We start from the raw sequence: 20,291 nt of genomic DNA, 5'->3' as shown, positions 1-20,291 counted from the left end.
GGACGCCGCCGCGTCCTGGCGCGACCATGGGGCGGTGGTGATCGCTCCGCTCAACGAAGCGCCGCGGCTGGTGGACCGGATCGCGCCGGAACACGTCGAATTCGCCGTTGAAAACCCCGAACGCCTGGCCGACCACGTGCGGCATGCTGGCGCGATCTTCCTGGGACGTCATGCGCCGGAAGCAATTGGCGACTATGTTGCCGGCTCAAATCACGTGCTGCCGACCAGCCGGGCGGCGCGATTCTCCTCGGGCCTGTCGCTTTATGATTTCCTCAAGCGGACCTCGATCGTGAAGTGCGACGAAGCCGCCTTCGCGCGCCTGGCGCCGGCCACGGTGGCGCTGGCGGAGGCTGAAGGCCTGCCCGCCCACGCCCGCTCGGCGGCCATCCGCATGGGGCAGGGCTGAGCCATTGGCCGCAAACAAACCTTGTTCTGAGAGCAGATGACCGCCACTTCCCAAACCGCCAGCGAGACCCCGACGATGGCCGCCCCCACTACGGCTGCAACGAAGACGCCGCCCGGCGCCTGGTCGAAGATCCTCGCGCCTTACCGTGAGCCCAAGACCGCCCGCAGCATCTTCGAGATCGCCGTCACGGTCCTGCCGCTGCTGGTCCTCTGGGCGGTCGCCTGGGAGCTGCATGCCCGGGGCCTTTGGTGGGCGGCGCTGCTGCTGACGGTTCCCGCGGCCTTTTTCCTGGTCCGGCTGTTCATGATTCAGCACGACTGCGGCCACGGCTCATTTTTCCGTCAGCGCCAGGCCAACGAGTGGGTCGGCCGCATCGCCGGCGTCTTCACCATCACGCCCTACCACTACTGGCGTCAGAGCCATGCGGCGCACCATGCGACCCACGGCAACCTGGACCGCCGCGGCAATCTCGGTGTCATCGAGACCCTTACCGTCGAGGAATATCGCGCGCTCTCGCCCCTGCGCCGGTTTGGCTACTGGCTCTATCGCCACCCCGTTGTGATGTTCGGCGTCGGCCCCATCTACGTCTTCCTGATCAGCCAGCGCCTGCCGATCGGCATGATGCGCCAGGGCTGGCGGCCATGGGCCAGCGTCATGGGCAATAGCCTGGGCGCACTGGCGGGGATCGGCGGGCTGATCTGGCTGTTCGGCCTGGCGCCGGTGCTGATCGTCAATGTGGTGACCATGCTGCTGGCGGCGACGATCGGCGTCTGGCTGTTCTATGTGCAGCATCAGTTCGACGGCGCCGTCTGGATGCGGAACGGCGAATGGAAGCGCGACGACGCGGCCCTTGCGGGCAGCTCGCACCTGGACCTGCCGCAGCCGCTCCGCTGGTTCACGGGCAACATCGGCATCCATCATGTGCACCACCTGTCGAGCCGCATCCCCTTCTATCGTCTGCCCAAGGTGCTGAAGGATCATCCGGAATTGAACGCCATGAGCCGGGTCGGTTTCTGGGCGAGCTTCCGCTGCGCCCGCCTGGCGCTGTGGGACGAGGCCGCCGGTCGCCTGGTGTCCTTCCGCGAAGCGCGCCGCACGGCCTGACCCGATCTCGACATCGCAGATTCTGAAGACGCCCGGCGCACACGCGCCGGGTATCTTTCGTTGTCTGGAGCCAGCTTGTTCGCAGGTGCGGGATGACGTGAGGGGCCGGAATGCCATAAAGCGTGGGTGAGCCTCCAGGACGCCCATGGCTGACGACGACCGCCAGATGCATCGCCTGCAGACCGTCGAGCTCGATGATGAGTCGCTCGCGGCGTCGTCGCGCGACCAGGAGCAAGAACGGCAGATCGCGATCTTCGACCTACTGGAAGAGAATTTCTTCCATCCGGAAGGCGCCGAGAGAGGCCCCTACGACCTGAAGATGGGGTTGATCGAAAACCGTCTGGTCCTGGACATTCGCGGCCCCGACTATGAGCGGCGGCACATCCTGTCGCTGTCGCCGTTCCGCAGCCTGATCAAGGACTATTTCCTGATCTGCGAGAGCTACTATCAGGCGATCCGCAGCTCGACGCCCAGCCAGATCGAGGCCTTGGACATGGGCCGGCGGGGTCTGCACAACGAGGCCTCCGAAGTCCTGCGCGCGCGGCTGGCGGGCAAGATCGAGACCGACGTCGACACCTCGCGCCGGCTCTTCACCTTGATCTGCGCCCTGCATTGGCGGGGTTAGGCGCAGATGCCGGCTGACGCCCCGTCTTCGTTGCAGGGGGCGCCAGCGCCAGGCGCGGTGCTGTTCGCCTGCAATTTCAATCAGGTCCGCTCGCCGATGGCGGAGTCGCTGCTGAAGCTTCTGGTCGGCGACCGCGTGTATGTGGACAGCTGTGGCCTGAAGCGTGCGCCCATGGTGCATGACGATGTCCGCGACGAGGACGTACCCGCTGGCGTTGACCCCTTCGCCCAGGCGGTGATGGCGGAGCTGGGCTACGACCTCGCCCGCCATCGGCCCAAGACCTTCGATGATCTGGAGGACTTCTCTTTCGATCTCGTGGTGTCGCTCACGCCCGAGGCGCATCACCGGTCGCTCGATCTGGCCCGCGGACGGGCCGCGGATATCGAGTACTGGCCGACCCACGACCCGACACTCACCGAGGGGTCGCGCGAGGCGCGGCTGGCGGTCTATCGACAGGTGCGTGACGGCCTCGCCAGGCGGATCGCCGAGCGGTTTGGGGGGCTTGCGCCGTCGCCCATCGACCTTGCCCCGCCCGGTGCGCTATAATTTACCGGCTATCAGCGGCTCGCGGCCTGACGTAAGGCGCGGGCCGTCATTTTATTCTCGATTTGGAGCCTGCATGGCGAAAGAAGAACTGTTGGAGTTTCCGGGCACGGTCAGCGAAGTCCTGCCCAACGCGACCTTCCGCGTGAAGCTTGAGAACGACCACGAGATCATCGCCCACACCGCCGGCAAAATGCGCAAGAACCGCATCCGGGTTTCGGCTGGCGACAAGGTGCTTGTGGAGATGACGCCCTACGACCTTTCCAAGGGCCGCATCACCTTCCGCGTCCGCTAGACGCGCCTCGGCTCCGTGCCGTCACAACCTCCGCGCTTGGTGCTGGCCTCCGCAAGTCCCCGGCGGCTCGAGCTTTTGCGCCAGATCGGCTTCGAGCCCGACGCAGTGGACGCGGCCGAGGTCGACGAGACTCCCCTGAAGGACGAGACGCCTCGTCGCTTGGCCCAGCGGTTGGCGGCTGAGAAGGCCGTCGCCGTGGCGGGGCGCCATGATGGCGCCTTCGTGCTGGCGGCCGACACCGTGGTGGCGCTGGGCCGCCGGGTGTTGCCCAAGGCGGAGCGCGCCGAAGAGGTGGGGGACTGCCTTCGCCTGCTGTCGGGGCGGGCGCACCGGGTGCTGACCGGGCTCTGCGTGCTCGCGCCGGACGGCCGGCGGGCGCAGCGGCTGGTGGAGAGCCGGGTGCATTTCAAGCGCCTGACGGCCGATGAGATCGAAAACTATCTCGAAGCCGGCGAAGGGGTGGGCAAGGCCGGCGGCTATGCGATCCAGGGGCGGGCAGGGGCCTTCGTGACCGCCTTGCAAGGCTCATACTCCGGCGTGGTCGGATTGCCGCTCTATGAAGCCGCGACCCTGCTGGGTGGGCTGGGGCGTCGGCGGCCATGAGCGAGCGTCGCGCCTATCTGGACCGCGGCATTGGCGAGACGCGTGGCGTCGTCACCCTGGACGGGCGGCCCGAGCGCCTGCTCATCCGCCGCGATGACGACGAGCCCCGGCTGAGGCTCGGCGCACGCTTGATCGCCCGCGTGACCAGCCTGGAGCCGGCGCTGGGCACGGCCTTCCTGGACCTGGGCGCCGGAGCCGAGGCGATCCTGCCCTTCAAGCCCGACGCGCGCCCGGTGCGCGGCCAGTCGATCGAGATCGAGATCCGCGGCGAGCCCCGGCGGGGCAAGCTGGCGCAGGCGCGCGCCATCGGCCCGGCGGAGGGCGCGCCGCGCCTGATCGCCGCGCCCGACGTGCTGGCCGACCTCGAGGCGCTGTCCCATGGCGCCAGGCTGGTCGAGGGAGCGGCCGCGCGGCAGGTGGCCGATGAGGCCGAAGCCGAGGCGCTGGAGGTGCTGCACCCGCTGCCCGGCGGCGGCCAGATCGCCATCGAGCCGACCCGCGCGCTGACCGCCATCGACGTCGACCTCTCCGACCGCAAGGGCGGCGACGCCAAGCGCGTCACCCGCCAGGCCAATCTCGCCGCTCTGGGCATGGCCGGGCGCCTGCTGCGGCTGAAAGGCCTGGGCGGGATCGTGGTCATCGACCTGGTTGGGCGCGGGCATGATGGCAACGCCCTGTTGGCGGCCGCGCGCGCAGCCTTCGGGCCGGACAATCCTGGGGTCGCCATCGGACCGGTCGGCCGGTTCGGCACCATGGAATTGTCGCTGCCGCGCCGCATCCGGCCGCTCGCCGAGCGCCTCTGCCGCGACGACGGAGCCTTGAGCGACGATACGCTGGCGCGACGCCTCATCCGGCGGCTGCAGGCCGAGGCGGTCGCCCAGCCTGGCGCGCGGCTGGCGGCGGTCTGCGCGCCGGGGGTGGCCGCCGCGGCCGCGCCGTTGGGCGCCCTGCTCGCCGAGCAGATCGGCGCCCGATTTTCGATCACCGCTGACCCGGGCCGAGCTCGCGACAGCCTGGATGTCGGGCAGGCTCGATGACTCCAGCCAAATGTCCGATCTGCGAGCGGCCGGCGGCGCCCGAATTCAAGCCGTTCTGCTCGGCGCGCTGCGCCGACGTCGACCTGCACCGCTGGCTGAGCGGCCGCTATTCGGTCCCCGGAACCGAGGACCCCGACGCCCTTGGCGACGAGGAGGCGGATGACTGATCGGCCCTCCGCTGGACTTCCGAAAGAGCCTCTTCTATAGACGCGGCTCCCCGCGACGGCGGCCTTCGCCTGGGTAGCTCAGTTGGTAGAGCAGCGGATTGAAAATCCGCGTGTCGGTGGTTCGAATCCGCCCCCAGGCACCACTATCTCCCGCCGGTTTCGCGGGCGCTGTCCGGATCCGGACGCCGCTCGCCTTGCGGCCCTCCGGCCGGCGGGCCTGATCCAATCGCAGTCGACTGTTTCGGGGCGACAATATGCCCAGACCCCCCGCAATGTGATCAGATTACAAATGTGAAATACATACCGCAGTGCAGCATTAATTTCCCGTAAGGGTAGAAATTCGGCGCCGCCCTCTTCGATGATGTTTTGTGCAGCGCGGTACGCTGTAGGGCGCCATCGAACTTTCGCAAGCCCCCGTTATCGTGTGCCCTCTTGACGCCTCATTAAGGGGTTGCCAAAGGACCCGAGCCGCAAGTCTAAGATAGCGGTAAGACCTCAGACGCCCCCCGGGGAAGAAGAGTTCGCTTCGCGCCTTCGAAACGTTGCCCCTTCATACAAGTTGGGAGCAGCCGTTACGGGTCGCGGCGCAGCGACAGCGGCCTGACGTCCCGGACCGGGCAATCGGTTCTGGAGGTCGGGATTGTTTCAACTAGGGTGGAGACGCTCTCGCGCGACGACCCTTTGGCCACTCGTGCTAGACCAACCAGGAACTGGCGACAGATGTTCGACAACAAACTGAAGACCCCTTTCATTGCTCTCATCGGCGCCGTCGCGTTGATGGCGAGCGCTCCTGCTTTCGCGCAGGCCCCCGCCGCGCCCGCGGCTGCTGACGCCGCCGCCGCTCCGGCCGCTGCGCCCGCCGCCGCGGCTCCCGACGCCGGTGCGCCGGCTGAACCCCCGCAAATGAAGCATGGCGGCAAGATGGGCATCGGTACGATGTTCATGGACGCGAAGCCGGAAGTGAAGGTGGTCATGCTGATCCTCCTTCTCTCCTCCATCTTCTCGTGGACGATCCTGATCACGAAGAGCATCGAGTTCCGCTCCCTCAATCGCGTTTCGGACAGCTTCCTTGAAGCCTTCCGCGGCGCGAAGTCGATCAGCGACATGGGCCGGATCGCCGTGGCTGAAGAGTTCGACGGCAACCCGCTGGCCGACATGGCCGCCGCGGCCGCTCAGGAAATCGAGCTCAGCCGCCAGGCCGGCCTGCATGTGGCTGGCGAGCACCGCGAGACGACGCTGAACCGCGCCGAGCACGCCGTGTCCGCCGTCCAGGCCTCGCTGACCCGCCGCCTCGGCAGCGGCATGTCCTTCCTGGCCTCCATCGGCTCCAACGGTCCGTTCATCGGTCTGTTCGGCACCGTGTACGGGATCATGGACTCGTTCATCGGGATCGCGAACACCAACACCACCAACCTCGCGGTCGTGGCGCCCGGCATCGCCGAAGCTCTGCTGGCCACGGGCCTGGGTCTGTTCGCCGCCATTCCGTCGGTTATCTTCTACAACGTCTTCCAGACGCGGATCGCCGCCTACGGCGCCCGCTCGGAAGGCTTTGTGGCTGAGCTGATGAACGCGATCTCCCGGCAGCTCGACAAAGGAGCGTAAGCCAGATGGGAGCCAAGCTTTCAGGCTCTGGCGGCGCCTCGGAGGAAATGAACAGCACCATCAACGTCACGCCGTTTGTGGACGTTATGCTGGTTCTGTTGATTATCTTCATGGTGGCGGCCCCTCTGGCGGCCGTCACGGTGAAGGTGAACCTTCCCCCGGCGGTGGCTAAGCCGGGCACCAATCCGCCCAAGCCCGTCTATATTTCACTCCAGGCCAACGGCCGGATCTTCATCCAGGACTTTCCGACGGACCTCGCCAGCCTTGGCGATGACCTTCGGCGGCAAGTGGGCTCCAAGCGCGACCCTGCTCACGAGCGGATCTTCATCCGCGGCGACAGGGACGTGATGTACGGGGACTTCATGGCCGTGATGAACATGCTGCAGGACAACCAGTTCTACAGCGTGGCCCTGGTCGGCGAAGACGCGAATAAGTGAGGCGCTGACGCATGACCGATACATCATCGCGCGGCGCCACACCGGCTCCCGCCTTCGGCAGTCACAACCCCTTTGACGATCCGCGGCCCAAGCGGAACAAGGGCATGCTCATCGCGATGGCCATCGCGGTTGTCGTGCACGGCGCTTTGGCAATCTATCTGTGGAAGAGCAAGTTCGAGCCCAACTTCAAGGAATACTCGGACGATGTGACGGACGTGGCGCTCATCAAGCCGGTGCCGCCTCCGCCGCCTCCGCCACCGCCGCCGCCGCCGCCGAACACCCCGCCGCCGCCGCCGCCCAAGCTGCAGCCCCGGCCTCCGGTGTCCGCGCCTGACGTGCCTTCGATCCCGCCTCTGCCGGTTCCGCCGGTCGAGCATCGGATCGAGCAGCCTAAGCCGCCGGCTCCGCCGCCGCCTGAGCCGCCGCGTCCGTCGGTGATCACCAACGCCGACTGGCTGCGTAAGCCGACCGGCGAGGACATGGCGAAGTACTATCCGGAACGTGCGACCCGGATGAATATCGAAGGCCACGCGACCCTCCACTGCACGGTGGATGCGCGCGGAACCCTGAACAACTGCTCGATTCAGGGCGAAGAACCCGAGACCGCTGGTTTCGGCGACGCCGCCATGAAGCTGTCCAAGCTGTTCAAGATGAAGCCGCAGACCAAGGATGGCGCGCCGGTTGACGGCGGGCAGATCAACATCCCGATCGCCTTCAAGCTTCCGAAGGGCTGACCTTCTCAAGCTGACTTTGGATCAGGCCCCGGCGGCGAAAGCCCCGGGGCCTTTTTCTTTGTCCGCCTTCACAGCCCGCGCGACCCACCCCATTCTCACAGCGCGGTTTCGGTGTCGGGCGAGGAGTGGGGCGGGGGATGAGCGGGGTCGGCGATCCAGCAGCGCGCTCCGGCCCGCCGCCCGGCAGCCCCCGGGACGACCTGCAGTTCCTTGGCATCGCGCTGGCGGTGCTGGCGGTGCTGCTCACCTTCAACGCCATGAACACCTACCATGAGCACGTCAGGGCGGGTCATCCGCTGGCGCCCTGGGAGCCTGCCGTGTGGGAGGTCTCCAGCGGCCTCTTCTTCCTGGCCGTGGGGCCGATCATCCAGCTGCTCACCCGACGTGCGTGGCTGGGCGACCGTCCGCTGCTCCCGAGGTTGGCGATCCATTTCGTGGCCGCGGTCGCCATTTCGCTGGTCCACGTGCTGTTCATCGGCGCGGCGCGCTGGGCGGTCTATCGGGTGATGCGCGCACGATACGACCCGCTCGGCCCCTTGGGTGACTGGCCCTACGAGCTGCGCAAGGACCTGATGGTCTATGCGGCGATCGTCGGCGTCTACACCTTCTGGCGCCTGGTGAGGGCCAAGTCCGCGGCCGGCGTCGCCGACGCATGGGCCGACGTCCTTGAAGTGCGGGACGGCGCGCGCCGTCACTTCGTGCCGCTGGCCGAGGTGGTCTGGGTGGAGGCGGCCGGCAACTATGTGGAGCTGCACCGCGGCGGCGCGGGCCTGCTGCACCGCGCCTCGCTGTCGGAGATGGAGCGGCGGCTGCACACCGCGGGCTTCGTGCGCATCCACCGCTCGCGCCTCGTGCGGCGCCAGGCCGTGGCGGCGATTGAGTCCAAGCCGACCGGCGATTTTACGGTGCGGCTGACCGACGGACGGGAACTGGCCGGCAGCCGGCGCTATCGCCATCCGCTGCTCGCCGACTGACTCGCCTGTTTGACTTGATTGGGCCGCGCCGCGCGACTAGAAACCCCCCTCGCGATGGGCCGGCTTAGCTCAGTTGGTTAGAGCGCTAGATTGTGGATCTAGAGGTCCTCGGTTCGAGCCCGAGAGCTGGTACCATCGCGAATATCCCCCACAGCATGATCTGGGCAGCCCGGTCTAGGCTGCGGCAGCGGCGGCCTTCGGTCACTTGCGCAGGAAGGGTTGCGGCTTCCAGCGGACCAGCGAGCGCCAGACCCATTCGAACGGTCCGTAGTAGAACCGTGCGAGCCATGGTTTGCTCCAGGCGAGGATGAACACCCACACCCCGGCCACGACGATGAGCTCCTGGAAGCGCGAGAGGCGGCCGTAGAGCCCCAGACCGAAACCATCGAACACCAGGGTGGTGATGATCGAGGTGCCCAGATAGTTGCTGAAGGCCATGCGGCCTGCCGCCGCCAGCCGGTCGATCACGGCCTGGGCCGCGCCGGCGCGGACGATCAGCAGAAGCACGCTGGCGTGCGCCAGGCCGATCAACAGGCGGGTGACCTGCTGCCAGTCCTCCAGCTTGTTGATGGTCAGCGGCTCGAAGCCCGCCCGCCAGATCATCCAGGCGATCCAGGCCGTCACTGGCACAGCCAAAAGGTAACCCACCGCGATCATCGCCCCGTAGGCGCGGCTCGACCACCCGAGCGTGAAGAAGCCGGTGCGGAACAGGGCCATGCCGACGAACATCTGACCGATCGCCTCGGGAATTTCGCCGGTCGGCATCAGGTAGGTCTGGATCAGCCGGGCGGCCAGCGCGCGGACCCTGAGCGCATCCATGAAGCCGCCGCGATAGCCGGCAATCTCCAGCTGGCCCATCTGAGCAGAGGGGGCGACGAGCTGCGAGGCCTCCTGCCAGCTCTTGATCGCGTCGGGCGAGGCGCCCGGCGCGGTCGCTGCGGCGTGCATGGCGATCAGCTGGTCGGCCACCACAAGGTTTGCGCCCAGCAGCACCGCCAGGATCGCGACGCCGACGCCGAGCTGGACCTTCCAGCTCAGCTTGCGGAACGGGAAGATCACGAGGCCCGCCAGGGCATAGGTGACCAGGATATCGCCCCACCACAGGAAATAGGCGTGGATCATGCCGATCACGAACAGCCAGAACATCCGGCGGTAGTGGGTGGCCATCGGCCCGGGCCTGCCGCCCTCGGCGCGCTCGGCGATCAGGACGGCGCTGGCTCCGAACAGCATAGTGAAGAGCGCGCGCATCTTGCCGTCGGTGAGCACGTTGTTGACGGCCCAGGTCCAGAGGTCCGCGCCGGTGGAACCGCCGGCGTAGGTCGGGTCGAGATAGGCGAAGGCTGGCATCCCCATGCCGACGATGTTCATCAGGAGGATGCCCAGGACCGCGAAACCGCGAACGGCGTCGATCGAGATGTGGCGGTCGGCTTCCGCCCCGCCCGCTGCGCCCGGCATTCCGCGTTCTCCCTGGTTTTCTCGAAGGATGAGCGCGCCGCCCGGGGTGTCAACCGCACGCCGGCCCATGCTAAACCTCAGGTCGATTCCGGCTGCCGCGGCGGCCGCCGCTCACGGAGACCGCCACGGTGAAACGCCTGACCTGGATCGGACTTGCCACCGCCGTGGCGTTGTTGGCCGCCTGCGGCCGCCCGGCCGACAAGGCGCAAACCCCGGTCGCCGCGCCCCCCGTCGGCCCGGAGCGCGACAGCCCGGTGCGCTGGAACGCCACGACCGGCGGCTTTGAGTTCAACGGCCGCGCGCTGAAGACCGCCAAGCTCTGGACCTTCGACGGCTCGACCGACGGCTTCACCGCCATGGGCAGCAAGATCAGCCCCGCCACTGGGCAGGGCCTGGCCGTCACCATCGCCGATCCGACGTTGCGCTCGCCGAAGGGGCTCAACGTGCCGGGCGCGCAATATCCGGTCGTGCTGGTGCGGCTGACCCGCACGGCGGCGGCGTCGGCCTGGGACGGTGCGCTCTACTATTCGACCGCGGGTCACAGCGAGACGATCAACTTCCTGGGCAAGCCGACCTCCGGCGCCGATCCCAAGGTCGGCGAGACCACAACGCTGGTCTACGACATGAGCCACCAAGCCCTGGGCGGCCCGGACTGGATGGCCTCGATCATCAATCAGATCCGCTTCGATATCGAAGACAAGCCCGGCGGCGCCTTCGTGATCCGCCAGATCGCCATCACCGAGCCCCTGGACCCGACCGCGGCGTCATCTCCGCCGCCGCCGGCCGCGCTACCTGCCGCGCCGAAGTCCTGATCGCCAGCGTCCGGGGAGTCCTCAGGGCGTGGTCTTCAGCTCGGTCATCTTCATCTTCTATTTTCTGCCGTTCTTCCTGCTCGGCTACTACGTGTCCGGCTGGCGGGCCGGCGCCCTCTTGGCCGGCAGCGCCGCCTTCTACGTCTGGGGCGAGGGCGTCTTCGTCTTCCTGCTGCTGGGCCTGATCGGGCTGAACTATGTGGGCTCCCGCTGGCTCGATGCGACCAGCGACCGGCGGCGAAGGCTGGCGATCCTGGCCGCGGTCGTGGTCGCCGACTTCGCGGTGCTGGGCTTCTTCAAATACTCGCAGTTCCTCGCCCACGAACTGAACCATTTCCTGCCGCACGCGCCCCTGCCGGAGATCCACCAGCGCCTGCCGCTCGGCATCTCTTTCTTCACCTTCCAGCTGGTCAGCTACGCGGTCGACGTGCACCGGGGCTCTGTGAAGGTTGAGCGCGATCTGACGCGGTTCGCGGCCTACATTCTGATGTTCCCGCACCTGATCGCCGGGCCCATCGTCCGCTACGCCGACATCCGCGACGAGATGCATGCGCAAAGGCGCAGGACCGCCCACATCGGCCTGGGGGTCCAGTACTTCATCGTCGGCCTCTGCCAGAAGGTGTTGGTGGCCAATGTGGTGGCGCCGCTGGCCGACCACGCCTTCGCCGCGGACCTCACGCACCTGGACGCCACGACGGCCTGGCTTGGCGTCTGGGCCTACACCCTGCAGATCTATTTCGACTTCTGCGGCTATTCCAACATGGCGATCGGGCTCGCCTTCCTGCTGGGCTTCACCTTCCCGAAGAACTTCGACTACCCCTACATCGCCCAGTCGATCACCGACTTCTGGCGGCGCTGGCACATGAGCCTGTCGTCCTGGTTTAGGGACTACGTCTACATCCCGCTGGGCGGCAACCGGCACGGCCTGCTGCAGACCGTCCGGAACCTGCTGATCGTCTTCTTCCTGACCGGCCTTTGGCATGGCGCGGCGGGGCGGTTCATCATCTGGGGCCTCTATCACGGAGCCTTTCTGATGCTGGAGCGGTTCGGGCTGGGCCGCCTGCTGGACCGTGCGCCGCGGCCGCTGCGCCATCTCTACGCGATGCTGGTGGTCATGGTCGGCTGGGTGTTCTTCCGCGCCGACAGCGTGCCACAGGCGCTGGGCTACCTTGGCCAGATGGCTCAGCTTAGCCAGTTCGCGGCGCCCGACACGGCGCTTGCGATCCTGCTGAACGCCCAGACCCTGGCGGCGCTGGCGGCGGGAACCCTGCTGGCCGCGCCGCTGCTGCCGGCGGCGATGCAGGCGCTCCGCACCCCGCGCGCCGAGCCGCCGCGGCCCGATCTGCCCGGCCGGCTGGAGACGCGCAGCGTGCACGCGCTGCCGATTCCGCTGCTGGCGGCGGGCTTCGTGCTCTCCATCGCGATCCTGGTGGGGTCGACCCTCAACCCCTTCCTCTATTTCAGGTTCTGAGCGGTGCTGGCCTCCCGTCTTCACTGGCGCCTGCTGATCGGAACCGTCCTGGTCCTGATGGCGGCGGCCTGGCTCACGCCCTGCTTCGTCAAGGCTCCAGACATCCAGGAAAACCGCGTGCTGGCCGCCCAGCCGGCCTGGCCGCAGCATCTTTCCGAGGTCGAGGCGTTTCGCCAGGCGGCCGACCCCTACGTCGCCGATCACTTCCCGATCCGGCCCTACCTGATCGGGCTCCTGAACCGTCTGCGCATGCTGGTGGGCGTCAGCGGCTCGAACCGGGTGATCGTCGGCCGCCAGGGTTGGCTGTTTTTCGACGACGGCACCCACCTGGGCGCCTCGCGGGGCGATCCGCCGATCCTGGGGCCCGAGGCGCGCTCCTGGCTCAGCTTTCTCGCCGGCCGGACCGAGACTCTCAAGGCGCGCAACATTCCCTATGTAGTGGTCGCGGCCCCGGTGAAGGAGACGATCTATCCGCAGTTCGGGCCGGCCTGGTACCCAGGCCCCAGCTCGCAGCGCTCGACCCTATTGCTCTCCAAGCTCGCCCGTGACGCGGGCGTCGGCGACGTCCTCTACCTGCATCCCTATGTGGCGCAGGCGACCCGCAACGGTCAGAAGACCTTCAGCCGGCACGACACCCACTGGACGGGCTATGGCGCCTACGCCGGCTACGCGGGCCTGATGGGCCACCTGCAGGCGCTCGGCCTGACCGAGGGGCCCCGACCGATGTCCGACTTCATCGTGGAGACATCCCACGCGAAGAACCGGCCGCGCGATCTCGCCCTGATGCTGGGCGTGGCGAGCTTCGTGGACATCGATTTTCCGCACATCGACAATCCGGCCGGCGAAGCGAAAATCCAGACCACCTACCTGGGCCCCAAGCAGGACTGGACCGCGCCGCAGGTGATCGACACTGGCGAGACCGGCAAGCCTGTGCTGCTGATGACCCGGGACTCGTTCTCCAACGAGATCCTGCCGATGATGCTGCCGCACTTCAGCCGGATCATCCTGGCGCACAATCAGGACGGCGCCTGGCGCCCCGACCTGATCGACCGCTTCAAGCCCGACATCGTGATCCTCGAGGTCGTGGAGCATGGCCTGCGGGTATCGATGGGCGATGGCCCGACGGCGTCCAAGGAGGCCACGACCCGTATCGATCACGCGATCGCCGCCTCGCCCACCCTGGGCGCCGCGGGGACGCCGACGCTGGCGCCGCCGAACGCCAAGGTCGCCGCGATCATGGCCGGGGCGAAGATCACCGGCGCCTGCAATCTCGAAATCGTCGACTTCAAGCCGAGCGAGGACGGCGAGGCGACCTTCATGGGGTCCGGCTGGATCTCGGGGGTTTCCGACTGGCGGCCATCGGCCAAGGGCTTCCTGGCGCTCAAGGGCGCCAACGTGGTGCTGGCCGGTCCGATCCAGGTGGACAAGCCCAGGCCCGACGTGGGGAACTATTTCAACAATCCGAAGATGGTCTCCAGCGGCTTCGTCGAGACCTTTGCGATCCACAAGATGCCGCCCGGACGCTACGACGCCATGCTCTACCGCCAGGTCTCCGATGGCTGGATGGGCTGTGTGGGTAAGCAGACGGTGACCATGCCCTAAGCGCCTGCAGGCGCCCTGCGGCAGCCATTAGAAAAATCTTCCCCGCGCTGGGCCCTCCGCCCATCGACAAGGGGCGATCTTGCCGGGTAAATGCCCCGGAACACGACCAGCCTCTCAACAACGTGAGGTTCGGCCGCGTTTACGCGTGTCTATTGGGTATCGGTTTTACGAGGACGAGATGGGGTTTCCCCACAAGCAGGGACTGTACGATCCGGCGAACGAGCATGACTCGTGCGGCGTGGGCTTTGTGGCCAATATCAAGGGCCGCAAATCGCACGAGGTGATCCAGTGCGGCCTGCAGATCCTGGTCAATCTCGATCACCGCGGGGCCGTGGGCGCGGACCCGCTGGTCGGCGACGGCGCCGGCTGCCTGATTCAGATTCCGCACGGCCTCTTGGCTGCCTGGGCGGAAGGCGAGAGCGTGACCCTGCCGCCAGCCGGGGAATATGCGGTCGCCATGTGCTTCCTGCCGCGCGACGAGCTGGCGCGCGAAGTGGCCATGGGCCAGCTGGAGCACTTCCTGGCCGTCGAGAAGCAGCCGCTGATCGGCTGGCGCGACGTGCCGGTGGACACCACGGGCCTGGGCGAGGCGGTGCTGGCCCAGATGCCGGTCATCCGCCAGGCGATCATCGGCCGCGGTCCCAACATCCGCGACCAGGACGCCCATGAACGCAAGCTGCTGGCGGTGCGCAAGCAGACCCAGAACCCGCTGCGCGAACTCGCCGCCAAGCGCAAGATGCCGGGCCTGACCGAGCTCTACATCCCCTCGCTGTCGACGCGGACGGTGGTCTACAAGGGGCTGCTGCTCGCCCACCAGGTCGGCACCTTCTACAAGGACCTGACCGATCCCCTGGCGGAGTCGGCCCTGGCGCTGGTCCACCAGCGGTTCTCGACCAACACCTTCCCATCGTGGCGCCTGGCGCACCCCTACCGGTTCATCGCCCACAACGGCGAGATCAACACCGTGCGCGGCAACGTGAACTGGATGAACGCGCGCCGCCGCACGCTGGAAAGCGAGCTGCTGGGCCCCGACCTCAACAAGATGTGGCCGCTGATCCCGCACGGCCAGTCGGACACCGCCTGCCTGGACAACGCGCTCGAACTGCTGGTCGCCGGCGGCTATCCGCTGGCCCAGGCGGTGATGATGCTGATGCCCGAGGCCTGGGCCGGCAATCCGCTGATGGATGCCAAGCGGCGCGCCTTCTACGAATACCACGCCGCTTTGATGGAGCCGTGGGACGGCCCGGCCGCCGTGGCCTTCACCGACGGTCGCCAGATCGGGGCGACCCTCGACCGCAACGGCCTCAGGCCCGCGCGCTTCATCATCACCGACCAGGACCATGTGATCATGGCCTCCGAGGTCGGCGTCCTCGACGTCCCCGAGGAGCGCATAGTCCGCAAGTGGCGCCTGCAGCCCGGCAAGATGCTGCTGATCGACATGGAGGAAGGCCGCATCATCGAGGACGAGGAGATCAAGCGGTCCCTCTCCGAAGCGGCGCCCTACGAGGAGTGGCTCGCCGAGACCCAGTTCAAGCTGGAAGAGCTGGCGCTCGCCGAAGAGCCGCAGGCGCCGCCGGTCTCCAACGATCCGGCGACCCTGCTCGATCGCCAGCAGGCCTTCGGCTACACCCAGGAAGACCTGCAGTTCTTCCTGGAGCCCATGGCCAAGGCGGGCGACGACCCGCTGGGCTCGATGGGCTTCGACACGCCGATTGCGGTGCTCTCGCGCCGGCCGAAGCTGCTCTACGAATATTTCAAGCAGAACTTCGCCCAGGTCACCAACCCGCCCATCGACCCGATCCGCGAGGAGCTGGTGATGAGCCTGGTCTCGATGATCGGGCCCAGGCCGAACCTGCTCGGCCGTCAAGCCGGCACCCACAAGCGCCTGGAGGTCGCCCAGCCGATCCTCACCGACGAGGACCTGGCCAAGATCCGCGCGATCAACGAGCTCCTGGACGGGGCCTTCCGCACCGAAACCCTCGACACGACCTGGCCCGCTTCCGAGGGCGCCAATGGCCTGGAAGCGGCGCTGGAACGGCTGTGCCGCAACGCCACCGACGCGGTGCTGGCCGACATGAACATCCTGATCCTCTCGGATCGGGCGGCGGGGCCGGACCGGGTGCCGATCCCGGCGGCGCTCGCGACGGCGGCGGTGCACCACCACCTGATCCGCCAGGGCCTGCGCATGCAGACGGGCTTGGTCATCGAAACCGGCGAGGCGCGCGAGGTGCACCATTTCTGCGTGCTCGCGGGCTATGGCGCGGAGGCGGTGAACCCCTATCTGGCCTTCCAGACCATCGAGGCGCTGCGCATCCAGAACGGTCTTTCCCAGACCGCCTACGAGGTCCGCAAGAACTACATCAAGGCCATCGGCAAGGGCGTGCTCAAGGTGATGTCCAAGATGGGCATCTCCACCTACCAGTCCTACTGCGGCGCCCAAATCTTCGACGCCGTGGGCCTGTCGACCGCGCTGATCGAGAAGTACTTCACCGGCACCGCGTCGCAGATCGAGGGCGTCGGCCTGGCGGAGGTCGCCGGTGAGGCCGTGCGCCGCCACCGCGACGCCTACGGCGACAATCCGATCTACCAGACCATGCTCGACGTCGGCGGCCAGTACGCCTGGCGGCTGCGCGGCGAGACCCACGCCTGGACGCCGGAGTCGGTCTCCAACCTGCAGCACGCCGTTCGCGGCAACCTGCCAGACGCCTACAAGACCTTCGCCGCCACCATCAACGAGCAGTCCGAGCGGCTGCTGACGCTGCGCGGGCTGATGCAGTTGAAGCCGGGCGAGGGCGGGGCGATCCCCATCGAGGATGTCGAGCCGGCGGCCGAGATCGTCAAGCGCTTCTCCACCGGGGCCATGAGCTTCGGCTCGATCAGCCGCGAAGCCCACACCACACTCGCCATCGCCATGAACCGCATCGGCGGCCGGTCGAACACCGGCGAGGGCGGCGAGGAGAGCGACCGCTACAAGCCCATGGCAAACGGCGATTCCATGCGCTCGGCTATCAAGCAGGTGGCCTCGGGGCGCTTTGGGGTCACCACCGAATACCTGGTCAACGCCGATGACATCCAGATCAAGATGGCCCAGGGCGCCAAGCCCGGCGAGGGCGGCCAGCTGCCCGGCCACAAGGTCGACAAGAACATCGCCCGCGTGCGCCACTCGACGCCAGGCGTGGGCCTGATCAGCCCGCCGCCGCACCACGATATCTATTCGATCGAAGACCTGGCCCAGCTCATCCACGACCTGAAGAACGTCAACCAACAGGCCAGAATTTCAGTGAAACTGGTCTCCGAGGTCGGCGTCGGCACGGTTGCCGCGGGCGTCGCCAAGGCGCGCGCCGATCATGTGACGATCTCGGGCTTCGAGGGCGGCACCGGCGCCTCGCCGCTGACCTCGCTGACCCATGCGGGCTCCCCGTGGGAGATCGGCCTGGCCGAGACCCAGCAGACCCTGCTGCTGAACGGCCTGCGCACCCGCATCGCCGTCCAGGTCGATGGCGGCCTGCGAACCGGCCGTGACGTCGCGATCGGTGCGCTGCTGGGCGCCGACGAGTTCGGCTTCGCCACCGCCCCCTTGATCGCGGCCGGCTGCATCATGATGCGCAAGTGCCACCTCAACACCTGTCCGGTGGGCGTGGCGACCCAGGACCCGGTGCTGCGCGCCCGCTTCACCGGCCAGCCCGAGCATGTGATCAATTATTTTTTCTTCGTGGCCGAGGAGCTGCGCGAGATCATGGCGCAGATGGGCTTTGCGACGGTCAACGAGATGATCGGCCGCGTCGACCGCATCGACCTCGCGCCTGCCCTGGAACACTGGAAGGCGCAGGGGATCGACCTGTCGCGCATCCTTCACGCCGCCCCGATGGAGGCCGCGAAGGGGCTGTGGAACCAGGATCGCCAGGATCATGGGCTCGGCCGCGCTTTGGACAACACCCTGATCGAGCACGCCGCGGCGGCGCTGGAGCACGGCACGCCTGTGCGTGGCGAACACGCAGTGCGCAACGTCAACCGCACGGTGGGCGCCATGCTCTCCGGCGAGGTGGCCCGGCGCTACGGCCATGCGGGCCTCGCCGATGACACGATCTCGCTGACCTTCAAGGGCAACGCGGGCCAGAGTTTCGGCGCCTTCGCCGCGCGCGGGGTCTCGCTGGAGCTGATCGGCGATGCCAACGACTATGTGGGCAAGGGCCTCTCCGGCGGCCGCGTGGTGGTCCGCCAGCCGCCCGAGGCCCGCCGCGAACCCACCCGCAACATCCTCGTCGGCAACACGGTCCTCTACGGCGCCATCGCCGGCGAGGCCTATTTCGAGGGCGTGGCGGGCGAACGTTTCGCCGTGCGTAACTCCGGCGCCGTGGCGGTGGTCGAGGGCCTGGGCGACCACGGCTGCGAATATATGACCGGGGGCGTCGTCGTCGTACTGGGCGACACCGGCCGCAACTTCGCCGCCGGCATGAGCGGCGGCGTGGCCTATGTCTACGATCCGGCGGGCCGCTTCGACGTGCTCTGCAACAAGGCCATGGTCGAGCTCGGGCCCGTGTCGCCGGCGGCCGGCGGCGACGAGGCCGGCCGTCCCAGCCAGCGCTCGGTCTCGGTCGAGAACAACGGCATGGGCGACATGCTGAGCTTCGACGCCGAGCGGCTGCGCATCCTGATCGAGCGCCACCACCTGCACACCAGGAGCGCGCGCGCCGCCGAAATCCTGGCCAACTGGGACAAGGCGCTGGGCTCGTTCGTCAAGGTGATGCCCACCGACTACAAGAAGGCGTTGAGCGATCTCGCCGCCGACCGCGCGACGGCTGCCGCCGTCGCCGCGGAATAATCCTTCAAGTTCCGGAGATTACCCCGATGGGCAAGCCCACCGGCTTCCTCGAGATCGAGCGCAGCGACCGCACCTACGACAAGGTGGCCGCACGCCTGAAAACCTGGAAGGAATTCGTCCAGCCCTTGGCCGCGCCGCAGGTCGGTGAGCAGGCCGCGCGCTGCATGGACTGCGGGATTCCGTTCTGCCACCAGGGCTGCCCGGTCAACAACCAGATCCCGGACTTCAACAACCTGGTCTACCGGGACCAGTGGAAGGCGGCGCTGGAAAACCTGCAGTCGACCAACAACTTCCCGGAGTTCACCGGCCGCGTCTGCCCCGCGCCCTGCGAGGCGTCCTGCACGCTGAACATCCAGGACAATCCGGTGACCATCAAGACGATCGAATGCCAGATCGTCGACCGCGGATGGGACGAAGGCTGGATCACGCCGCAGATGTCGCCGCGCGGCACCGGCAAGCGCGTCGCCGTCGTGGGCTCGGGGCCCGCGGGCCTGGCCTGCGCGCAACAACTGGCCCGCGCCGGCCATGCGCCGACCGTCTTCGAGAAGTCCGACCGGATCGGCGGCCTGCTCCGCTACGGGATCCCCGACTTCAAGATGGAAAAGCACCTGATCGATCGACGCGTGCGCCAGATGGAGGCCGAGGGCGTGATCTTCCGCGCCGGCTTCGAGGTGGGCGTCACCGTCTCGGTGCAGCGCCTGCTCGACGACTACGATGTCCTGGTGATGGCCGGGGGCGCAGAGCAAGGCCGCGATCTGGAAGTGCCGGGCCGCGAGCTTTCCGGCGTCCACTACGCCATGGAGTTCCTCACCCAGCAGAACAAGCGCGTCGCCGGCGACAGCGAGGCCATCGCCGCGCCCACGGGCACGATCTCGGCGGCCGGCAAGCATGTGGTGGTGATCGGCGGCGGCGACACCGGCAGTGACTGCATCGGGACCTCCAACCGGCACGGCGCGGCCTCGGTGACCCAGCTCGAGATCATGCCGCAGCCGCCGGCGCACGAGAACAAGGCCATGACCTGGCCCGACTGGCCGCTGAAGCTGCGCACCTCCTCCAGCCAGGAAGAGGGCTGCGAGCGCGACTTCGCCGTCGCCACCAAGCGGGCCATCGGCGCGGACGGCAAGATCACCGCGCTGGAATGCGTGCGGCTGGAATGGGTCGCGGGCGACGACGGGCGCATGCACATGCGCGAGGTCGCGGGCTCGGAGTTCACGCTGAAGGCCGATCTCGTCCTGCTGGCCATGGGCTTCACCGGCCCGCGGGTCTCCGGCGTCGTCGACTCCAGCGGCGTCGAACTCGATCCGCGCGGCAATGTCGCGGCCAATGTCGCCAACTACCAGACCTCGGTCCGCAACATCTTTGCCTGCGGCGACATGCGGCGCGGGCAGTCCCTGGTGGTCTGGGCGATCCGCGAGGGCCGCCAATGCGCCCGCGCCGTCGACGAGGCCCTGATGGGCGCCTCGAAGCTGCCGCGCTAGGCGGCCGGCGCCTATTGGGGGCTGCGCTCGCGCCCGAAACGCGCTAGGGTCCAAAGGCCTTCGGGCGTCCCCAAAAATTTGTCTCCCTCGTGGAACTTTTCGCCGGATTTATTCGTTCGGCGAA

Annotated in this window: 18 protein-coding genes and 2 tRNA genes; 19 read left to right on the top strand and 1 reads right to left on the bottom strand. The window is 67.7% G+C overall.

Translation table 11 applies throughout. The features are described from left to right. The 14 genes from VKQ35_RS20460 to VKQ35_RS20395 form a co-directional block, all read left to right on the top strand. The coding region (locus VKQ35_RS20460; RefSeq protein ID WP_324364571.1) for a histidinol dehydrogenase at positions 1-406 on the top strand (406 nt) is incomplete at its 5' end. Positions 407-442: 36 nt separating this feature from the next. Beyond that, positions 443-1,510, top strand: a complete 1,068-nt coding sequence (locus VKQ35_RS20455; RefSeq protein ID WP_324364570.1) for a fatty acid desaturase — start codon at positions 443-445, stop codon at positions 1,508-1,510. A gap of 145 nt (positions 1,511-1,655) precedes the next feature. Beyond that, complete coding sequence (locus VKQ35_RS20450) at positions 1,656-2,135, top strand: UPF0262 family protein (protein ID WP_324364569.1); 480 nt, start codon at positions 1,656-1,658, stop codon at positions 2,133-2,135. A 6-nt stretch (positions 2,136-2,141) separates the two neighbouring features. Further along, positions 2,142-2,681 carry a low molecular weight phosphatase family protein gene (locus VKQ35_RS20445; protein ID WP_324364568.1) on the top strand — a complete coding sequence of 180 codons (540 nt, stop codon included), beginning with the start codon at positions 2,142-2,144 and terminating at the stop codon, positions 2,679-2,681. A 73-nt stretch (positions 2,682-2,754) separates the two neighbouring features. Beyond that, positions 2,755-2,973, top strand: coding sequence for a translation initiation factor IF-1 (infA, locus tag VKQ35_RS20440; protein ID WP_215341158.1), 219 nt, complete (start codon positions 2,755-2,757; stop codon positions 2,971-2,973). Between the two features lie 15 nt (positions 2,974-2,988). Continuing rightward, positions 2,989-3,576: a Maf family protein gene (locus tag VKQ35_RS20435; protein WP_324364567.1), complete on the top strand. Its 588-nt coding sequence runs from the start codon at positions 2,989-2,991 to the stop codon at positions 3,574-3,576. Beyond that, a complete protein-coding gene (locus VKQ35_RS20430) occupies positions 3,573-4,613 on the top strand; it encodes a ribonuclease E/G (protein ID WP_324364566.1) in 1,041 nt (346 codons plus the stop codon). Before VKQ35_RS20435 ends, VKQ35_RS20430 begins: the two co-directional genes overlap by 4 nt. Further along, on the top strand, positions 4,610-4,780 hold the full coding sequence (locus VKQ35_RS20425) for a DNA gyrase inhibitor YacG (protein WP_324364565.1): 171 nt from the start codon (positions 4,610-4,612) through the stop codon (positions 4,778-4,780). Before VKQ35_RS20430 ends, VKQ35_RS20425 begins: the two co-directional genes overlap by 4 nt. A 67-nt stretch (positions 4,781-4,847) precedes the next feature. Continuing rightward, positions 4,848-4,923 (top strand) — tRNA-Phe (locus VKQ35_RS20420). A 577-nt stretch (positions 4,924-5,500) separates the two neighbouring features. Beyond that, complete coding sequence (locus VKQ35_RS20415) at positions 5,501-6,382, top strand: MotA/TolQ/ExbB proton channel family protein (RefSeq protein ID WP_324364564.1); 882 nt, start codon at positions 5,501-5,503, stop codon at positions 6,380-6,382. A 5-nt stretch (positions 6,383-6,387) separates the two neighbouring features. Further along, positions 6,388-6,819, top strand: coding sequence for a biopolymer transporter ExbD (locus tag VKQ35_RS20410; RefSeq protein WP_324364563.1), 432 nt, complete (start codon positions 6,388-6,390; stop codon positions 6,817-6,819). 104 nt (positions 6,820-6,923) lie between these two features. Beyond that, on the top strand, positions 6,924-7,553 hold the full coding sequence (locus VKQ35_RS20405) for an energy transducer TonB (RefSeq protein WP_324364562.1): 630 nt from the start codon (positions 6,924-6,926) through the stop codon (positions 7,551-7,553). A gap of 137 nt (positions 7,554-7,690) precedes the next feature. Further along, positions 7,691-8,527 (top strand): LytTR family DNA-binding domain-containing protein, encoded by an 837-nt coding sequence (locus tag VKQ35_RS20400; RefSeq protein ID WP_324364561.1) that lies wholly within the window; start codon positions 7,691-7,693, stop codon positions 8,525-8,527. A 58-nt stretch (positions 8,528-8,585) separates the two neighbouring features. Then, a tRNA-His gene (locus VKQ35_RS20395) sits at positions 8,586-8,662 on the top strand. Between the two features lie 66 nt (positions 8,663-8,728). Here the strand turns inward: VKQ35_RS20395 and VKQ35_RS20390 are convergent. Beyond that, a complete protein-coding gene (locus tag VKQ35_RS20390) occupies positions 8,729-9,982 on the bottom strand; it encodes a DUF418 domain-containing protein (protein ID WP_324364560.1) in 1,254 nt (417 codons plus the stop codon). 128 nt (positions 9,983-10,110) lie between these two features. Here VKQ35_RS20390 and VKQ35_RS20385 point away from each other — a divergent pair, with 128 nt between their 5' ends. From VKQ35_RS20385 to VKQ35_RS20365, 5 genes are all read left to right on the top strand, one after another. After that, a complete protein-coding gene (locus VKQ35_RS20385) occupies positions 10,111-10,794 on the top strand; it encodes a hypothetical protein (protein WP_324364559.1) in 684 nt (227 codons plus the stop codon). A gap of 28 nt (positions 10,795-10,822) precedes the next feature. Beyond that, positions 10,823-12,265, top strand: coding sequence for an MBOAT family O-acyltransferase (locus VKQ35_RS20380; RefSeq protein ID WP_324364558.1), 1,443 nt, complete (start codon positions 10,823-10,825; stop codon positions 12,263-12,265). Between the two features lie 3 nt (positions 12,266-12,268). After that, a complete protein-coding gene (locus tag VKQ35_RS20375; protein ID WP_324364557.1) occupies positions 12,269-13,867 on the top strand; it encodes an alginate O-acetyltransferase AlgX-related protein in 1,599 nt (532 codons plus the stop codon). Positions 13,868-14,045: 178 nt separating this feature from the next. Continuing rightward, positions 14,046-18,689 carry a glutamate synthase large subunit gene (gene gltB, locus VKQ35_RS20370; RefSeq protein ID WP_324364556.1) on the top strand — a complete coding sequence of 1,548 codons (4,644 nt, stop codon included), beginning with the start codon at positions 14,046-14,048 and terminating at the stop codon, positions 18,687-18,689. A gap of 26 nt (positions 18,690-18,715) precedes the next feature. Further along, positions 18,716-20,167 carry a glutamate synthase subunit beta gene (locus VKQ35_RS20365; protein ID WP_324364555.1) on the top strand — a complete coding sequence of 484 codons (1,452 nt, stop codon included), beginning with the start codon at positions 18,716-18,718 and terminating at the stop codon, positions 20,165-20,167. Positions 20,168-20,291: the final 124 nt, after the last annotated feature.

Origin of the sequence: Phenylobacterium sp. (assembly GCF_035309685.1) — a bacterium.
Lineage (GTDB): Bacteria > Pseudomonadota > Alphaproteobacteria > Caulobacterales > Caulobacteraceae > Phenylobacterium.
The sequence above is the reverse complement of the archived record's forward strand: the minus strand, read 5'-3'. Positions and strand labels throughout refer to the sequence as shown.